Raw genomic sequence first — 16,995 nt, 5'->3', positions numbered from 1 at the left:
AGGCCCACGTCAGGCCCTCGTCGGACCGTGCTCCCGCGGTGGGCGTGTGGTCGTCAGCCGACGGTCCTGGGACGTGCGTGACGTGCCGAGACCAGCTCCAGGACCGTGCGCCAGTCCTCCAGGACCCCGGCGTCGAGGCCGGACGCCCACGAGGCTTCGTCCGCCTGCCGCAGGATCTGGACGTCCTCCATGACCGGGTCGTCCTCCCACCCGTCCCTGTGGAGCCGTACGAGGCGGGCGACGCGTTCGCCGAGCAGCGGGCGGACCGTGTCGGCCGCGTGCTCCGCGTGCCCCGCGACATCACCGGGCCGCAACAGCTGCCCGATGACATGCACCAGGCCCGCCACCTGGAGTTCCTTGTCGGCGGGGCGACTTCGACGCAGCAGCGCCGCGGTCTGCAGCGCGTGGTCGTGGAGATCGACCGGGGCGCCGCCGTGGCCGGCGGTGTTCCGGGACCCTCGGCAGGCGTGCAGCAGATCCATCAGCTCTTCGACACTGCGCAGCTCCATGCGCCAGTCCTCCCTGCGGGCGAGAAAGGCCGTTGCCACGCGTCAGCAGATCATGGCCAGCTTTCGACCGAACCAACGGGAACTGAACTGCGAGCCGTGGAATGCGCTGGGATGCCCCGCCCCGCTCCTCCCGCCCCGGGCCACGGTTCCCGGGGCGGGCAGCGCCTTCCCGGCGGCCTCGGCTCAGTGCCCTCGGTCGATCCACTCCTGAAGGTGCGGGGTCTCGGCGCCGACCGTCGTCGAGTCGCCGTGGCCCGTACGGACCATCGTCTCCGGGGGCAGGGCGAGGAGCCGGGTCCGGATCGACTCGACGATCGTCGGGAAGTGGGAGAACGACCGGCCCGTCGCGCCCGGGCCGCCCTGGAACAGGGTGTCCCCGGTGAAGACCGTGCCCAGCTCCGGGGCGTACAGGCACACGGCCCCCGGCGCGTGCCCCGGTGTGTGCAGGACGGTCAGCTCCACGCCCGCGACGGAGAGCTGCTGCCCGTCGGCGAGTTCCCCGTCCGGCAGGCGGTCCGGGTGGGTCTGCTTCCACAGGGGGAGGTCGTCCGGGTGGAGCAGGATCGGAGCGCCGGTGCGGGCCGCGAGGGCGGGGGCCGCGTCGATGTGGTCGTTGTGGGCGTGGGTGCAGACGATGGCCCGCAGTGTGCGGTCGCCGAGCGCCTCGGCGATGGCGTCGGCGTCGTGCGCCGCGTCGACGACCACCGCCTCCGAGTCGTCACCCACGATCCAGACGTTGTTGTCGACGTCCCAGGTGCCGCCGTCCAGGCTGAACGTGCCCGACGTAACCAGGTGCTCGATACGGGCGGCCATCACAGCATCACCACCGAGCGCAGGACGTCGCCCTGGTGCATGCGGTCGAAGGCCTGCTCCACCGCGTCCAGTTCGATGGTCTCCGTCACGAAGGCCGCCAGGTCGAGGCGCCCCTGCTGGTGGAGGTCGATCAGCATCGGGAAGTCGCGCGAGGGAAGGCAGTCGCCGTACCACGACGACTTGAGGGCGCCGCCGCGGCCGAAGACGTCCAGCAGGGGCAGCTCCAGCTTCATCTCCGGTGTCGGCACACCGACCAGGACCACCGTGCCCGCGAGATCCCGGGCGTAGAACGCCTGCTTGTACGTCTCGGGGCGGCCGACCGCCTCGATGACGACATCGGCGCCGAAGCCGCCGGTCAGCTCGCGGATCGCCTCGACGGGGTCCGTCTCCTTGGAGTTGACCGTGTGGGTGGCGCCCATGGTGCGGGCCTTCTCCAGCTTCCGGTCGTCGATGTCGACGGCGATGATCCGCGCGGCACCGGCGAGGTTCGCACCGGCGATCGCCGCGTCCCCGACGCCGCCGCAGCCGATGACGGCCACCGAATCGCCACGGCCCACGTTGCCGGTGTTGATGGCGGCGCCGATGCCGGCCATCACGCCGCAGCCGAGGAGGCCCGCGACCGCGGGGGACACGGACGGGTCGACCTTGGTGCACTGGCCGGCCGCGACCAGGGTCTTCTCTGCGAAGGCGCCGATGCCCAGGGCGGGGGACAGCTCCGTGCCGTCCTCCAGGGTCATCTTCTGCTTGGCGTTGTGCGTGTTGAAGCAGTACCAGGGGCGGCCGCGCAGACAGGCGCGGCACTGGCCGCACACCGCACGCCAGTTGAGGACGACGAAGTCACCGGGCGCCACGTCGGTGACGCCCTCGCCGACCGCCTCCACCACACCGGCCGCCTCGTGGCCGAGAAGGAAGGGGTAGTCGTCGCTGATACCGCCCTGCTTGTAGTGCAGGTCGGTGTGACAGACCCCGCAGGCCTGCACCTTCACGACAGCCTCGCCGGGACCCGGGTCCGGGATGAGAATCGTCCGGATCTCCACCGGTTCGTTCTTACCGGGGGCGATGACACCGCGTACCTGCTGGGCGGCCATGTCTGGCTCCTTCGCGTGGACAATGAGGCGTTGATCATGTTGGCACAGGGCCGGACGAGTGGATCCGTGCCTGTGGACAACCGAGTGAAACACGCCCAACCGGGGCCCGAACGGACCCTGAAAGACTTCAGACGGTTACACCTTGTTTTCAGCCCCATCGAGCGGGCGCCCGCTCATTTGGTTACCCTGTACGGGACGGACAGCTTATTTGGGTCCCACCCACACCCACGGTCCGTCCCGGGACAAGCCAGCCACCACGGCCTGCTCTCAGTCGAGTTGACAGGCGCCACCGCGTCGGAACGGCCTCTACTCAAACCCGAGCGGGCGTCAGGCGACCGGTAGCAGATTGGTCCTGCACGCCCCGAGGGTGACCCGACACATAAGGAGTGCGCGGTGACACCGGAGAAGACAAATCTCGATCAGGGCCCCAAGGACCGTACGGAGCACGCAGGCCGGGCCGAGAAGCTCGGCAGTCTGGACGTGTGGGCCAGGTCCGCACCCATCCGCCTGGCGGGCTACGAGGACGACCTCGCCGAGCCCCACATCCTGCCGAGCGTGGACTGACCGCCCAGGTCCACCGAGGGACCCGCACGATCGCTGATCGGCATGGGCGTGCCAGACTCACGTCCATGCTGATCAGAGAAGCCGCGGCCGGTGACTGGCCGCGGATCTGGCCTTTCTGGCACCGCATCGTCGCCGCCGCCGAGACCTACGCCTGGGACCCGGACACGTCCGAAGAGGACGCCCGTGCCCTGTGGATGGCCCCGGGCAAGCGCGTGTACGTCGCCGAGGACGCCACCGGAGCGGTGGTCGGCTCCGCCTACGTCACTCCCAACTACGGCGGCCCCGCCTCCCACATCGCCAACGCCGGCTTCATGGTCGACCCGGCCCACTCGGGCCGGGGCATCGGCCGAGCCCTGGCCAACCACGTCCTGGAGACGGCCAAGGCCGACGGCTACGGAGCGATGGTCTTCAACGCGGTCGTCGAAACCAACCCCGCCGTCAAGCTCTGGCTCTCCCTGGGCTTCACCATCCTGGGCACAGTCCCGGACGCCTACACCCACCCGACCCACGGCAGAGTGGGCTTGCACGTCATGCACCGGGCCCTCTGACCGGTCAGGGCCATGGGCTGCCGCCCGTCTTCAGGGCCGAGGGCGGCCACCGACTTTGAGAGCTGAGGGCGGCACCCTTCTCGCGCCGCGCAAGGGCAGCACCCTTCTCATGCGGGACGCGGGCTACCGCCGTCTTTATAGGGGCGCGGGCCATACGTTTCTCATGCGGGCCACGGGCAACTGCCGTCATTAGGGGCGCGGGGAACTGCGCGACCAGCCCCCACGCACCCGCAGCCGACCTACAGCCCTTCCCCCGAACCCCCCAGCGGAGCCGTCCGCGTCCACGGCCGCAACTCCTCCAACTGCCCCGCCAACTCCAACAGCACCGCCTCGCTCCCAGGCCGCCCCACCAGTTGGACAGCACCCGGCACCCCCGACGCCAGCGTCCCGAAGGGCACAGCCATCGCAGGCCACCCCGTCAGATTCCACGGCGGCGTCAACGGCGAATAGTTCGTGTTGACCAGCACATTCCGCAGCCACCCCCGTCGGTGCCACTCCGCCGCGGCGGGCCCCCGCCGAGCAAGGGCGGGCGTGAGCAGCACCTCGTGTTCCGCGAAGAACGGCTCGAACCGCTCCCGCAACTGCTCCCGCCGCACCCCACCCCGCACCGATCCCACAAAACGCCGCCCCAGGGCCGCGTGCACCCGAGTCCGCCGAGCCAGCCGCCGCGGATCGAGCCCCTCCGCATCCACCGCCGTCCCCGCGGTCCAGTGAGCGAGCGAGGTCGTCCCCAGCCACACGGGATACGGCGGATCCGCCCGCCGGACCCGATGCCCCGCTCCCGCCAGCAACTCGCCCGCCTCACGCGCCGCGTCGGCGTAGGGGCGGCTGACGGTAACCCCCACCAGAGGACTCCGCACGGAGACGGCGACCGTCCGGGTGACGGGCCCCTCGGCCCGTACGCCATCCGTCGCGCCACCCGCCCCGGCCTCCGCACCGGCTTCCGTTCCGGCCAGGACGGAGAACATCAGCCGCGCGTCCTCGACCGTCGTCGCCAGCGGCCCGTTCTCGGACATCCCGAACCAGTCACCGTGGCCGATCCCCGCAGGGACGACGCCATGCCCCGGCTTCAGCCCGATCAGCCCACAGTTGGCGGCGGGTATGCGCAGCGACCCCATGCCGTCGTTGCCGAGCGCGATGGGCACCATGCCGGCGGCGACCGCGGCCGCGCTGCCACCGGACGAGCCGCCCGCCGTGCGCGTGGTGTCCCACGGGTTACGGGCCGTGCCGTGCACGCCCTCCGTGGTGCCGAAGACGCAGAGTTCCGGGCAGTTCGTCAGCCCCACCACTACCGCGCCCGCCGCCCGCAGCCGCGCCACGGTGACATGATCCTCGTCGGCCGGAGTGTCCGGGCTCGCGGCGGTGCCGTTGCGGGTGGACTCGCCGCGTACGGCCAGATTGTCCTTGACGGCCACCGGCACGCCCGCGAGGGGAAGTTCGGCCAGGTCGGCGCGGGCCGCCACCTCGTCCGCCTCGGCGAGCGCCGCAGTCGCGCGCAGCGTGCGGAAGGCACCCACGCGGGCGTCGAGCAGCTCGATCCGGGCGAGGTGCTCGGCCACCACCTCACGGGGCGTGACCCGCTTCTCGCGTACGGCGGCGGCGATCTCGGCGGCGGTCCGGCCGGCCCAGCTGGTCACGATGGCTCCTCGGGGGCGTGTGATTACCGGTGAGTACAAGCGAGTACGAGGAGCACTGTGCCCCGGCGTGGGGCATCCCGTCGAGAGCCGCCGCGCTTGGACATTCGCTCCGCTCCTCTTGGACTTTTCGCGCCGAGCTTGTCCCGCTGTTCGTGCGGAGTGGCAGGTCATCCGACCACTGGGTCAACTTGGCTGACTTCAGACCCCATTGACAGGCCCTGAAGCCGGCTCAATCATCACACCTCCGATGATTGGGAGGTGCCCGTGCGTACGGATGCCAGGAGTACGTATCCAAGACAGTCCCGGCTGGTCGGCGTCGTGGCGGCGCTGTTGCTGCTCGCGGCCCCGGTCCCGGCGGCGCAGGCGGCGGGCGGGGCCGGGAAGGCCGGCCCCGCGACCCCTGTCACCGTCCCCGCGCTGTCCGACTGGGCGCCGGAATCAGGACAGTACGTCTACGGGCGCGGCACACGCCTGGTCGCGGACGGCAGGGCCGAGCGCCGAGTCGCCGACACCCTCGCCGACGACCTGCGCGCGGCAGGGCACGGCAGCGTCCCCGTCGTCAGCGGGGGAGCGCGTACGGGAGACATCGTTGTCGATGTCGTGCCGAAGCGGGCCGCGCTCGGCAAGGAAGGGTACGAACTCCGCGCGGGCAAACGCCTGTCGGTGACGGGGGCCACCGAGACCGGCGCCTTCTACGGCACCCGGACCATCCTCCAACTCCTGGCCCAGGGAGACCGGTTGCCCGCCGGACGCACCGTCGACGTGCCGCAGTACGAGGAGCGCGGCGTCGGCGTCTGCGCCTGCTACATCCACATCACGACGGCCTGGCTGGAGAACCTCGTACGCGACATGGCGTACAACAAGCTCAACCAGCTGCTGCTCGAACTGAAGGTGAAGAGCGACGCGCACCCCGAGGCCAACACCTGGGGCTACTACACCAAGGACGAGATACGACGCCTCGTCGCCCTCGGCGAGAAGTACCACGTCACGATCATTCCGGAGATCAACTCCCCGGGGCACATGGACCCGTGGATCGAGAACCGCCCGGATCTCCAGCTCACCGACTCCGACGGCAACAAGCAGCCGTCCCGGCTCGACATCACGCGCCCCGAGGCCTTCGCCTACTACACGAGCCTGATGGACGAGTACGCGGAGGTCTTCAAGGCCGACTCGTGGCACATGGGCGCCGACGAGTACATGCTCGGCTCGGACTTCGCGAAGTACCCGCAGGTCCTGGAGTACGCCCGGGCGAAGTACGGCGCGAACGCCACGCCCCAGGACGCCTTCATCGACTTCGTCAACCGTGTCCACGCCTACGCGGCGGACAGGGGCAAGAAGCTGCGCATCTGGAACGACGGGCTCACCGGCGACAACACCGTGCCCGTCACGGCCGGGACGACGGTCGAGCACTGGCTGAACGTGGCCACGAAGCCCAGCCAACTCCGGGCCCAGGGCTACCCGTTGATGAACGCGGCCTACGCCCTCTATCTCGTGCGCGGCGGGTTCCACTCGGACACCAAGGGTCTGTACGACCAGAGTTGGGACCCGCGCAGCTTCGAGGGCGAGAAGCTCGCCTCGCGCGAGGGCATCACCGGGGCGAAGATCAGCCTCTGGCCCGACAACGGGCGCGGCGAGACCGAGAACGAGGTCGCGGAAGACACCGATCCGGCACTGCGGCACGTCGCACAGGCCACCTGGGGCAGCCCCCACCCGGACGCCACGTACGCGCAGTTCACCGCTCGCGCGGCGGCCGTGGGCCACGCCCCGGGATGGCGGGACCTCACCCGGGTGCCGGTCGCGGACGGGACGTACACCTTCCACGCGGGGACCGCGACCGTGACGGCCGAGGTGAAGCGCACCCCGGACGGTTACGTGACCTTGAGGACCGCGAACGGCTGTCTCGAAGTACGCGGCGGCAAGCTCACCCTCAACGTGCCGCTCCAGCCCGGCGTCGAGGTGTCCCGGCAGACCTGCGACCCCGCGAACACCCTGCAGCGCTGGCAGTTGGCGCCCGCGCAGGACGGCTACCGGCTCGTCAACGCGATCACGCAGATGGCCGTGCACGTGACGGACGACGGTCGCCTCGTGCAGTACCCGCCGGACCAACAGCGTCCAGCCGTCTGGCAGTTGACCGCCGGATGACCCACGGAGCCGTGGCCCGTATCCCCCGTTGACCCTCCGACCTGAGGAGTCCGACCCGCATGGCAGTCTCCAGACGTCTCTTCGTCACGGCCGCCGCCTCGCTCGTGGCGTCGAGCGGTACGTCCCTGGCCCTCGCGTCCTCCGCATCCGCCTCGGCATCCACGGCCGCTGCCTCGGCCTCCTCCGCCTCGGCCGAAGAACCGTGGTACCGGATCCCCGTCAGCCCCGACGACACCCCGGAGGAACTGGTCCGCAAGGCTTCCCAAGTGCGGCCCACGGAACGGCAGATCGCCTGGCAGGCCCTCGAACGCACCGCCTTCCTGCACTTCGGCGTGAACACCTTCACGGGCCTTGAATGGGGCACGGGGGACGAGGACCCGGACGTCTTCCAGCCGGTCGGCCTCGACACCGACCAGTGGGCCCGCGCCCTGCGCGACGGCGGCTTCAAGCTCGCCATCCTCACCGTCAAGCACCACGACGGCTTCGTGCTCTACCAGTCCCGCTACACCAACCACTCGGTGGCATCGAGCAGTTGGCAGGACGGACAGGGCGACGTCCTGCGCTCGTTCGCCGACTCGATGCGGCGCCACGGCCTCAAGGTCGGGGTCTACATCTCACCGGCCGACGAGAACCAGTACCTGCACGGCGTGTACGCCAACGGCAGTGCCCGCTCGGAGCGCACGATCCCCACCCGGGTCCCGGGGGACGACCGCCCGGACGGGCCCACCTTCACGCTCCCGGCCACCGACTACGGCGCCCATATGCTCGACCAGCTCTACGAGGTCCTCACCGAGTACGGGCCCGTCGACGAGGTCTGGTTCGACGGTGCCCAGGGCCGTATCCCACCGGACAAGGTCGAGAAGTACGACTGGGACAGCTGGTACACGCTGATCCGGACCCTCGTGCCGGACGCCACGGTCGCCGTGTCCGGACCCGACGTGCGCTGGGTCGGCAACGAGGGCGGATTCGCCCGCGAGAACGAGTGGAGCGTCGTACCCGTCCAGGAGAAGGACAACGGGCGCATGGACTTCGCGCTCTCGTACGACGCACCCGACATGGGCGGCCGGGACGCCCTGGCCGCCGCCCAGCCGGTGGCCGACCACCTGCAGTGGTGGCCGGCCGAGGCCGACGTCTCCATCCGGGACGGCTGGTTCTACCACGCCGACCAACACCCCAAGTCCGTCCAGCAGTTGACGGACATCTACTTCGGCTCGGTGGGCCGCAACGCGGTACTCCTGCTCAACATCCCCCCGGACCAGCAGGGTCTCCTCCCGGCCGCCGACGTCACCCGCCTACGGGAGTTCCGCGAACGAATCGACCGCGAACTGCCGGAGGACCTGGCTCGCGGGGCCCGGGCAACCACCTCCCCGGGCACGATCACGGTCGACCTCGGCCGGGCCCGAGAGGTGAACCGGATCCGCCTCGCGGAGGACATCCGGCACGGGCAACAGGTGGAGGGCTTCGTGGTCGAGGCCCAGTCCGGCGGTACCTGGACGCGGGTGGCCGAAGCGGGCACGCTCGGCGCGAGCCGCATCCTGCTTCTGCCGGCCCCCGTACGAGCAAGGCGCTGGCGAGTACGAGTGACGCAGTCCCGCCGACCGGCACACCTCGCCCGATTCGAGCTGCACCGCTCGCGCCTCTGAGGGCACGGGACCACACCGGCGCCCCTTCAGGGGCGCGGGGAACTGCGCGACCAGCCACAAAACCCGCAGACGCAACACCACGCTCACCACCCCGCCCCGGCCCGCCCCAACAAACAGGGGGTGGCCGCCGCACAGCGACGACCACCCCCAACACCATCCCGCTCAAGCCCCGCGGGGCCCCGCCCCGCAGGGGCCCGTACTCTCCCGAGAGATCAACCGCGGCACAGGCACCCGCACAGTCCGCGCAGGCCCCCCGTCCAGCAGCGAGGTCAGCTCCTTCGCCGCGGTGCGCCCGAACTCCACCGTGTCCCGGGACAGCGCCGACAGCCACGGCTTGACCATGCGGCACAGCGCCGAGTCCTCCCAGGCGACCACCGACACGTCGCCCGGCACCGAGAAGCCCAGCTCTGTCGCGGCGGCGACCCCGGCGACAGCCATCACGTCGTTGTCATAGATCAGCGCGGTCGGCGGCGAACCGCCCTCCACAACGCCGCCCTCCAGAGCCCCGCTTTCCAGAACCCCGCCCTGCAGGACCCGGCGCGTGACCGCGGCACCCTCCGCGTCCGAGTAGTCCGTGGTCACCGAGCGCACCTCGCCGAGCCCGCGCCGCTCGGCCTCGGCGCGCAGCGTACGGATCCGGCGCTCGGTGTGTGCGAGGCCGGGCAGGCCCGCGATGTGCACGATCCGGCGGTGCCCCAGCGCGGACAGCTGGTCCACGACGGCGGCCATCGCGCCCGCGTCGTCCGCCCAGACGGTGGACAGACCCGGGTGCCGCGCGTCCGGCGCCCCGCCGATGACGACGGCGGGCAGCCCCAGTTCGTCCAGCAGGTCCGGGCGTGCGTCGTCCGTCCGGGGGTCGACGACCAGCACCCCGTCCACGCGGTGCTCCGCCCACCAGCGCCGGTACACCGCGCACTCGTCGTCGACGTCCTCGACCACCTGGAAGAGCAGGCCGAGATGACGCTCCGCCAGGACCTCCTGGATGCCCGAGATGAGCTGCAGGAAGAACGAGTCCACGCCCAGGGTGTCCGCGGGCCGGGCCAGGACGAGGCCGACCGTCGCCGCGCCCTCGCCGGACAGCTGGCGCGCGGCCGTGCTGGGCCGCCAGCCCAGTTGCTCTGCGACCCGGCGCACCCGGTCACGGGTGATCTCGGAGACCCCCGGCCGGTCGTTGAGCGCGAAGGAGACCGCGCTCTCGGAGACCCCGGCGCGCTGCGCGATGTCCTTCATCGTCGGCCGGCGCGCGGGCGACCGCTTGGCTGGCAACCTTGCTCCCCATTTCAATGAAGCCCCGCTCAATGGGGCTCCGCACTAATGCGCTTGAGTCAGACCACTCTAAAGCGCATTAGTGATCGGCTGCAAGAGGCGATCTGAAAGCTCGTGACCTGGGATGATGTCAAACTAATGAATTTAGCGGGGCGGAATCCATTGACTTCCCCACCGGGATGGATGCAAGGTCTGCCCGTCACCTCTGACCCACACCGTCGCAAAGGAGCCCGGTCACCGTGCGCATGCCTCGCAGAGCACTCGCCGCCGCTGTCGTCGCCCTGGTCCTGCCGCTCAGCGCCTGCGGCTCCGGAGGTGACGAGGGCGGTTCCACGGACGCCTCCGGCAAGGTCGAGGGCGACATCACCTTCCAGACCTGGAACCTGAGGGCCAACTTCAAGCCGTACTTCGAGGGCCTGATCGCCGACTTCGAGAAGAAGTACCCGGGCACGAAGGTGAAGTGGGTCGACCAGCCCGCCGAGGGCTACGCCGACAAGATCAGCGCGGACGCGGCCGGCGGCACCCTGCCCGACGTCGTGAACGTCTCGCCGGACCTCGTCGCACCGCTCGCCAAGGCGGGCCTCGCGCTCGACCTCGACAAGTCCGCCGCGAAGTACAAGAAGGAGTACCTGCCGGGCGCCTGGGCCAGCCACGAGATACCGGGCATGGAGGGCACGTACGCCTTCCCCTGGTATCTGAACACCGGCCCGCTCTTCTACAACAAGTCGCTGTTCAAGGAGGCCGGCCTGGACGCCTCGAAGCCTCCGAAGACGTACGACGAACTGTTCGACGACGCACTGGAGCTGGCGGACAGGAGCGACGGCAAGGTCGCCACCCTCGCGAACGTGCCCACGATCGAGGACTTCGGCCGATACGGCGTCGAGCTGATGAACAAGGAGGGCACCGCCTTCGCGTTCAACGACGCCAAGGGGGTCGAACTCCTCACCAAGTACAAGGAGTTGTACGACGCCAGGGCGCTCGACTCGCAGGCGCTGACCGCGACCCCGGAGTCGTCCGGCAAGAAGTTCCTGACCGAGGCCGTCGCCATGAACCCGGGCAGCGCCCTGGACCTCGGCAACTTCAAGAAGCAGGCGCCGAACCTCTACAAGAACATCGGCATCACCGACCAGATCACCAGCACCGGCAAGGTCAACATGTACGTGATGGGTGTGATGGTCAACGCCCAGACCAAGCGGACGCCCGCCGCGGTCGCCTTCGCGCACTACGTCACCGACGCGCAGAACCAGATGTCGTTCGCCAAGAAGGTCGCGATCTTCCCGAGCACCGCCGGTTCGCTGGACGACCCGTACTTCACCGAGGAGGACGGCACGGACGAGACCCGCGTCCGGATCGCCGCCGCCAAGTCCCTGAAGAACGCGGTCAATTACACGCCGGTCCTGTTCAGCGAGCAGATGAAGACCGAGCTGCGGAATTCCGTCGCCAAGGCGCTGCAGGGCAAGGTGAGCCCCGAGGAAGCGCTCGACAACGCTGTCAAGGCGTGCGACCGGCTGCTCCAGCAGCAGGGCTGACCGACATGGCGAGTTCCTCCAGCACCGCTTCCTCGGGCACTGCCCCTCACCGTGCCGCTTCCTCAGGGGCTGTACGGGTGCGGCGCCAACTGCCCACCAGTCCCTGGCTGTTCGCCGCCCCGGGGCTGCTGGTCGTCGGCATCTTCATCCTGTACCCCTTCGTCTCGACGCTGGTCAACGCCTTCACCGACCGCCGGACCCTGATCCCCGGCGAGTTCGTGGGCCTGGCCAACTTCCGGGAGCTGCTGCACGACGAGATGTTCTGGATCGGCCTGCGCAACAGCACGTTGTACGTCCTCGGGGTGGTCCCCGCGCTCGTCCTGCTACCTCTGCTGCTCGCGCTCCTGGTCCAGAAGAACATCCCCGGCATCGCCTTCTTCCGGTCGGCCTTCTACACCCCGGTCGTCGCGTCCATCGTCGTGGTGGGCCTCATCTGGGTGTGGCTGCTCGACGAACGCGGCCTGGTGAACTCGCTGTTGGAGACGATCGGCGTCGGCAGGGTCGGCTTCCTCAGCGACCAGTGGCTGCTCCTGCTCAGCGCCATGGCCGTCACGGTCTGGAAGGGCCTCGGCTACTACATGATCATTTATCTGGCCGCCCTCGCCAACGTGCCGCGCGAGCTGCACGAGGCCGCCTCGGTGGACGGCGCGGGCGCGATCCGCCGTTTCCTCACGGTCACCGTGCCCGCCGTCCGCTCCACCATGGTGCTGGTCGGCGCGCTCTCCTCGGTCGCCGCCTTCAAGGTGTTCTCCGAGGTCTACCTGATGGCCGGCCCGGACGGCGGACCCGCGGGCGAGGACACCACGCTCGTGATGCTCGTGCAGCGCACCGGTACCGGCCTGACCGGCCGCGTCGGCTATGCCTCCGCCATCTCGGTCGTCGTGTTCGTCGTCACCGTCGCGCTGATGCTGCTCGTGCTGCGCGCCGACCGGAAGGAGGACGCGTGAGCGTCGCCGAGAAGGTGCGCGAGGCACCGGCCGCCGTGGAGGCGGCGCCCCGCCGCAAGCGCGTCACCGACGAGCACGGCCGAAGCGTCCGGGTGTGGGAACTCGCCCTGCGCTACCTGCTGTTGATCGCCGTCCTCGCGCTCACCGTCGGGCCGTTCGTGTGGCAGCTGTCCACCTCGCTGAAGGGCCCGACCGAGGACATCTTCAGCTCGCCGCCCAAGTTCCTGCCGAGCGAACCGACCCTGCACAACTACGAACGGGTCGCCGAGACCATCCCCGTATGGGACTACGCGTTCAACTCGCTGAAGGTCGCCACCGCCAACGTCGTGACGAACTGCGTCGGTTCGGCGCTCGCGGGCTACGCGCTCGCCCGGCTGCGCTACCGCGGCCGCAAGGTGACCACGCTCGTGTTCATCCTGGCGATGCTCGTGCCCGTGGAGGGCATCATCATCGCCCAGTTCACGACGATGCGTGAGCTCGGTCTGAACAACACCCTCATCGGGGTCGTCCTGCCCGGCTGCATCGGCGCGATGAACGTCCTGCTGATGCGCAACGCGTTCCTCAACCTCCCCTACGAGATCGAGGAGGCGGCCTTCGTCGACGGCGCGAACACCTGGCAGCGGTTCCTGCGGATCGCCCTGCCGTCGGTGAAGGGCACCCTCGCAGTCGTCGCGATCTTCGCCTTCATGGGCGCCTGGGACGACTTCCTGTGGCCGCTCATCGTGCTCAGCGACCCGGACAAGTTCACCCTGACCATCGGCCTCAACTACCTGCACGGCACCTTCGCCAACGACGAACGGCTCGTCGCCGCGGGCACGATCATCGCCGTGGCACCGCTGATCGCCCTCTTCGCCTGCCTCCAGCGGTACTTCTTCCGCGGTGTCGGCGAGGGCGCGGTGAAGGGCTGAGCCCGGCGACCACGGGCGCTCACCCGCCCCACCACCACGGGCTCACAGGCTCGAAAAGGCCCCACACCCCCACGTACGCACCCCAGAACCAGGACTCCTGCATGCCTTCTGTCGTGCGCTTCGGCGTCAACTACACCCCGAGTGAAGGGTGGTTCCACCACTGGCTGGACTTCGACCTCGACTCCGTACGGGCCGACCTCGACTCCATCGCCGCACTCGGCCTGGACCACATCCGGGTCTTCCCGATCTGGCCCTACTTCCAGCCGAACCGTTCGCTGATCCGCCCGCGGGCCGTCGAGCAGCTCGTCGACCTCGCGGACGCGGCCGCCGAGCGCGGCCTCGACGTCAACGTCGACGGTCTGCAAGGGCACTTGTCCAGCTTCGACTTCCTGCCGGCGTGGACCCAGACCTGGCACCGGCGCAGTCTGTTCACCGACCCCGAGGTGGTCGAGGGGCAGGCGGAGTACCTGCGGACCCTCGCGGCGGCGCTCGCGGACCGGCCCAACTTCATCGGCATGACCGTCGGCAACGAGGTCAACCAGTTCTCGGCGGGCCCCCATCCGGACCCCGACCGGGCGGACCCGGCGCAGATCGACGCCTGGCTGGAGCGGATGCTCACCGCCTGCGAGAAGGGCGCGCCGGGCAAACTGCATCTGCACGCGGAGTACGACGCGGCCTGGTACCAGGACGACATGCCGTTCACCCCGGCCCAGGCCGCCCGGCAGGGCGCGGTGACCGCCGTGCACTCGTGGGTGTTCAACGGCACGGCCCAGCGGCACGGACGTACCGGAGTCGCGACCGAACACCACGCCGCCTATCTGATCGAGCTGTCCAAGGCCTGGGCCGACGACCCCTCCCGTCCGGTCTGGCTCCAGGAGGTCGGCGCCCCGGCGCCGCTGGTCCCCGCCGAACACGCCGCCGCCTTCACCGAGGCGACCGTCGCGAACGCGCTCGACTGCACCGACCTGTGGGGCATCACCTGGTGGTGCTCCCACGACGTGTCCCGCGACCTGGCCGACTTCCCCGAACTCGAATACGGGCTGGGCCTGTTGACCAACGACCGCCACCCCAAGGACAGCGCACGCGCGCTCGCCCGCACGGCCCGCGAGCACACCTACGCCCCCAAGACCCGCACCACCGCGCTCGTCGTCCCCGACAGCCCCGCCGGCCGCTCGCTCTGCGCGCCCGGCGGACCCGTCTTCGAGGCGTTCTTCCGGCTCACCGCCGACGGCGCCCGCCCGGCCACCGTGCTCGCCTCACGCGCGGACGACGGGGAACACCTCGCCGCCCGCGGCATCACCGAAGTCGTCACTCCCGATCAGGTTCCGTAGACCCCCACAAGAACTCCCACAAGGAGGCACTTGCTCGTGAACCCCACCAGACGCACCGTCCTGCTCGCCGCCGGCACCGGGGCGGCCGCCGCTCTGCTCCCGGCCTCGTCCGCGACCGCCGAGCCGAAGGCCGCCGCGGCACTCCAGCCGTACGCGTCGTACTGGTACCCGGACTCGTTCCCCTCGGGCTCCCCGGGCGCGGGCATCACCTGGCGCAGCCTGAAGGCCTGGAGCGCCGGTACCGACACCGACCTGGCGTTCAACGCGGCGTCCGTGCCGCTCGCCGCCCGCTTCACCCCGACACCGGCGAACACGACGGCCCGCTCGGGCCAGGCCCGTATCCAGTCCCTGGTCTCCTTCGGCCCGACCGCGAGCAACCCCTCGCAGGGCGCGGCCGACGCCGACTACTACGCCCTCACCCACTGGTCGTACGTCGACGAGCTGATCTTCTGGGGCGGTTCCTCCGGCGAGGGCCTGATCCTCGCCCCGAACGCGCCGATCGTGGACGCCGCCCACCGGCACGGCGTGCCCGTCCTCGGCAACGTCTTCCTGCCGCCCGTCGCGTACGGCGGACAGCTGCAGTGGACCCGGGACCTGGTGCAGAAGGACGCGGCCGGGCACTATCCGCTGGCCGCGCAGCTCGTCGCGGTCGCGGAGGCGTACGGTTTCGACGGCTGGTTCATCAACGCCGAGACCGGTGGCGGAAACGCCGCCCTCGCCACCGACATGCTCGGCTTCCTCACCGAGCTCAAGAGGCTCGGCACGGCGAAGGGCCAGCGCGTCACCTGGTACGACTCCATGACCGTGAACGGCTCGGTGAGCTGGCAGGGCGCGCTCAACAACCAGAACAGGGTGTTCTTCCAGGCCGCCGACTCCATGTTCGTCGACTTCCGCTGGTCGTCGGGCAGCCTGGCCTCCTCGGGCACTACGGCCCAGCAACTCGGCCGCAGCCGCTACGAGTTGTGGGCGGGCGTCGACGTGGAGGCCAACGGCTGGAACCGCTCCGTGAACTGGGACGCCATGGTGCCCAACAGCTCGGCGCACGTCGTCTCGGTGGGCTTCTACCGGCCCGAGTGGACCCGCAACCATCTGCCCGCCGGGCGCACCCCGGGAGACTTCCACGCCGCCGACGACCGCTTCTGGACCGGCCGCTCGCTCGATCCGGCGAAGCCCGACGCCACCGACACCTGGCGGGCTCCCGCCGTGTCCGTCGCCGACCGCTCTACGGTCACCGCCGCCCCGTTCGCGAGCACCTTCAACACCGGCCACGGACTGCGCTGGTACGAGGAGGGCAAGGTCACGTCGACCGCCGCCTGGAACCACCTCGGCCTCCAGGACCGGCTGCCCTCCCGGCGCTGGGTCGTGCGCACGACGGGCGCGCGCCCCGCTGTCACCTTCGACTTCGCGGACGCGTGGCGCGGCGGCAGCAGCGTCCTGGTCGCGGGCGCCCTCGACGCGCCCGCCACGCTGGACCTGTACGCGACCAGGCTGCCGATCGGCCAGGACACGGTCGTCGAACTGACCCACCGCGTCGACTCGGGGAGTGCGACGGTCGAGCTGGCCGTGGCCACCGCCGAGCCGTCGGGCCCCGGCCAGCCGTACGCGTACACGTACTTCCCGGTCACCGTCGGCAGCGGCTGGGGGACCTCGACCGTACGGCTGACAGGTCTGCCGGCGGGCGGCACGGTGCACGGCCTCGGCGTCCGGCTCACCGGGTCCGGCGCCGCGGTGAAGTGGCGGCTCGGCGGAATCGCCGTACGGAACCAGGCCGCCCAGAGTCCGTCCGTCCCGGCCGACCTGAGCATCACCGGCGCCTCGGGAGGCGACCTGCGCTTCGCGTGGCGGGCCGTCCCCGGTGACGTACGCCACTACACGCTGCACCGGGTCCTGCCCGACGGCACCCGGCGCTTCCTCGGCGGCACCGCCCAGCAGGCCTTCTTCGTCGGCGGATTGACAGCCGAGGGCGGTGAGTCCACGGCAAGGTTCGAACTGCGGGCCGTGGGGGAGCTTTACACCGCGTCGGCCCCAGCTACCGTCACCCACACCTGGTGACCGCCGACCAGGTGGTCA

At 70.4% G+C, this 16,995-nt stretch carries 14 protein-coding genes; 9 read left to right on the top strand and 5 right to left on the bottom strand.

Annotated elements, in window-relative coordinates:
- Positions 1-53: 53 nt before the first annotated feature.
- From OG718_RS11605 to OG718_RS11595, 3 genes are all read right to left on the bottom strand, one after another.
- Positions 54-509, bottom strand: coding sequence for an HD domain-containing protein (locus tag OG718_RS11605; RefSeq protein ID WP_328847740.1), 456 nt, complete (start codon positions 507-509; stop codon positions 54-56).
- A 183-nt stretch (positions 510-692) separates the two neighbouring features.
- Positions 693-1,322, bottom strand: a complete 630-nt coding sequence (locus OG718_RS11600; RefSeq protein ID WP_328844079.1) for an MBL fold metallo-hydrolase — start codon at positions 1,320-1,322, stop codon at positions 693-695.
- Positions 1,322-2,410 (bottom strand): S-(hydroxymethyl)mycothiol dehydrogenase, encoded by a 1,089-nt coding sequence (locus OG718_RS11595; RefSeq protein WP_143634622.1) that lies wholly within the window; start codon positions 2,408-2,410, stop codon positions 1,322-1,324. Before OG718_RS11595 ends, OG718_RS11600 begins: the two co-directional genes overlap by 1 nt.
- A gap of 393 nt (positions 2,411-2,803) precedes the next feature.
- On the opposite strand from OG718_RS11595, the gene OG718_RS11590 reads away from it, so the two are divergent.
- Both OG718_RS11590 and OG718_RS11585 read left to right on the top strand, forming a co-directional pair.
- A complete protein-coding gene (locus OG718_RS11590) occupies positions 2,804-2,974 on the top strand; it encodes a hypothetical protein (RefSeq protein WP_186001079.1) in 171 nt (56 codons plus the stop codon).
- Positions 2,975-3,039: 65 nt separating this feature from the next.
- Positions 3,040-3,522: a GNAT family N-acetyltransferase gene (locus OG718_RS11585; protein ID WP_328844078.1), complete on the top strand. Its 483-nt coding sequence runs from the start codon at positions 3,040-3,042 to the stop codon at positions 3,520-3,522.
- A gap of 239 nt (positions 3,523-3,761) precedes the next feature.
- Here OG718_RS11585 and OG718_RS11580 read toward each other — a convergent pair whose 3' ends face one another.
- Entirely contained in the window at positions 3,762-5,159 is a 1,398-nt protein-coding gene (locus OG718_RS11580) for an amidase (protein WP_328844077.1), read from the bottom strand.
- 264 nt (positions 5,160-5,423) lie between these two features.
- Here OG718_RS11580 and OG718_RS11575 point away from each other — a divergent pair, with 264 nt between their 5' ends.
- A complete protein-coding gene (locus tag OG718_RS11575) occupies positions 5,424-7,301 on the top strand; it encodes a family 20 glycosylhydrolase (protein ID WP_186001080.1) in 1,878 nt (625 codons plus the stop codon).
- Positions 7,302-7,360: 59 nt separating this feature from the next.
- On the top strand, positions 7,361-8,944 hold the full coding sequence (locus tag OG718_RS11570) for an alpha-L-fucosidase (protein ID WP_328844076.1): 1,584 nt from the start codon (positions 7,361-7,363) through the stop codon (positions 8,942-8,944).
- 162 nt (positions 8,945-9,106) lie between these two features.
- On the opposite strand, the gene OG718_RS11565 is transcribed toward OG718_RS11570, so the two are convergent.
- Entirely contained in the window at positions 9,107-10,210 is a 1,104-nt protein-coding gene (locus OG718_RS11565; protein WP_143634630.1) for a LacI family DNA-binding transcriptional regulator, read from the bottom strand.
- A gap of 245 nt (positions 10,211-10,455) precedes the next feature.
- On the opposite strand from OG718_RS11565, the gene OG718_RS11560 reads away from it, so the two are divergent.
- From OG718_RS11560 to OG718_RS11540, 5 genes are all read left to right on the top strand, one after another.
- Positions 10,456-11,739, top strand: coding sequence for an ABC transporter substrate-binding protein (locus tag OG718_RS11560; protein WP_328847739.1), 1,284 nt, complete (start codon positions 10,456-10,458; stop codon positions 11,737-11,739).
- Between the two features lie 5 nt (positions 11,740-11,744).
- Entirely contained in the window at positions 11,745-12,686 is a 942-nt protein-coding gene (locus OG718_RS11555) for a carbohydrate ABC transporter permease (protein WP_143634632.1), read from the top strand.
- Positions 12,683-13,594 carry a carbohydrate ABC transporter permease gene (locus OG718_RS11550; protein WP_186001081.1) on the top strand — a complete coding sequence of 304 codons (912 nt, stop codon included), beginning with the start codon at positions 12,683-12,685 and terminating at the stop codon, positions 13,592-13,594. Before OG718_RS11555 ends, OG718_RS11550 begins: the two co-directional genes overlap by 4 nt.
- A 101-nt stretch (positions 13,595-13,695) precedes the next feature.
- Positions 13,696-14,925 carry a glycoside hydrolase 5 family protein gene (locus OG718_RS11545; RefSeq protein ID WP_143634634.1) on the top strand — a complete coding sequence of 410 codons (1,230 nt, stop codon included), beginning with the start codon at positions 13,696-13,698 and terminating at the stop codon, positions 14,923-14,925.
- Positions 14,926-14,961: 36 nt separating this feature from the next.
- Complete coding sequence (locus OG718_RS11540) at positions 14,962-16,977, top strand: endo-beta-N-acetylglucosaminidase (RefSeq protein WP_328844075.1); 2,016 nt, start codon at positions 14,962-14,964, stop codon at positions 16,975-16,977.
- Positions 16,978-16,995 lie beyond the last annotated feature (18 nt).

Source organism: Streptomyces sp. NBC_00258, from assembly GCF_036182465.1.
Lineage (GTDB): Bacteria > Actinomycetota > Actinomycetes > Streptomycetales > Streptomycetaceae > Streptomyces.
Note: the sequence above shows the minus strand (reverse complement) of the source record. Positions and strands in the feature narration are given on the sequence as shown.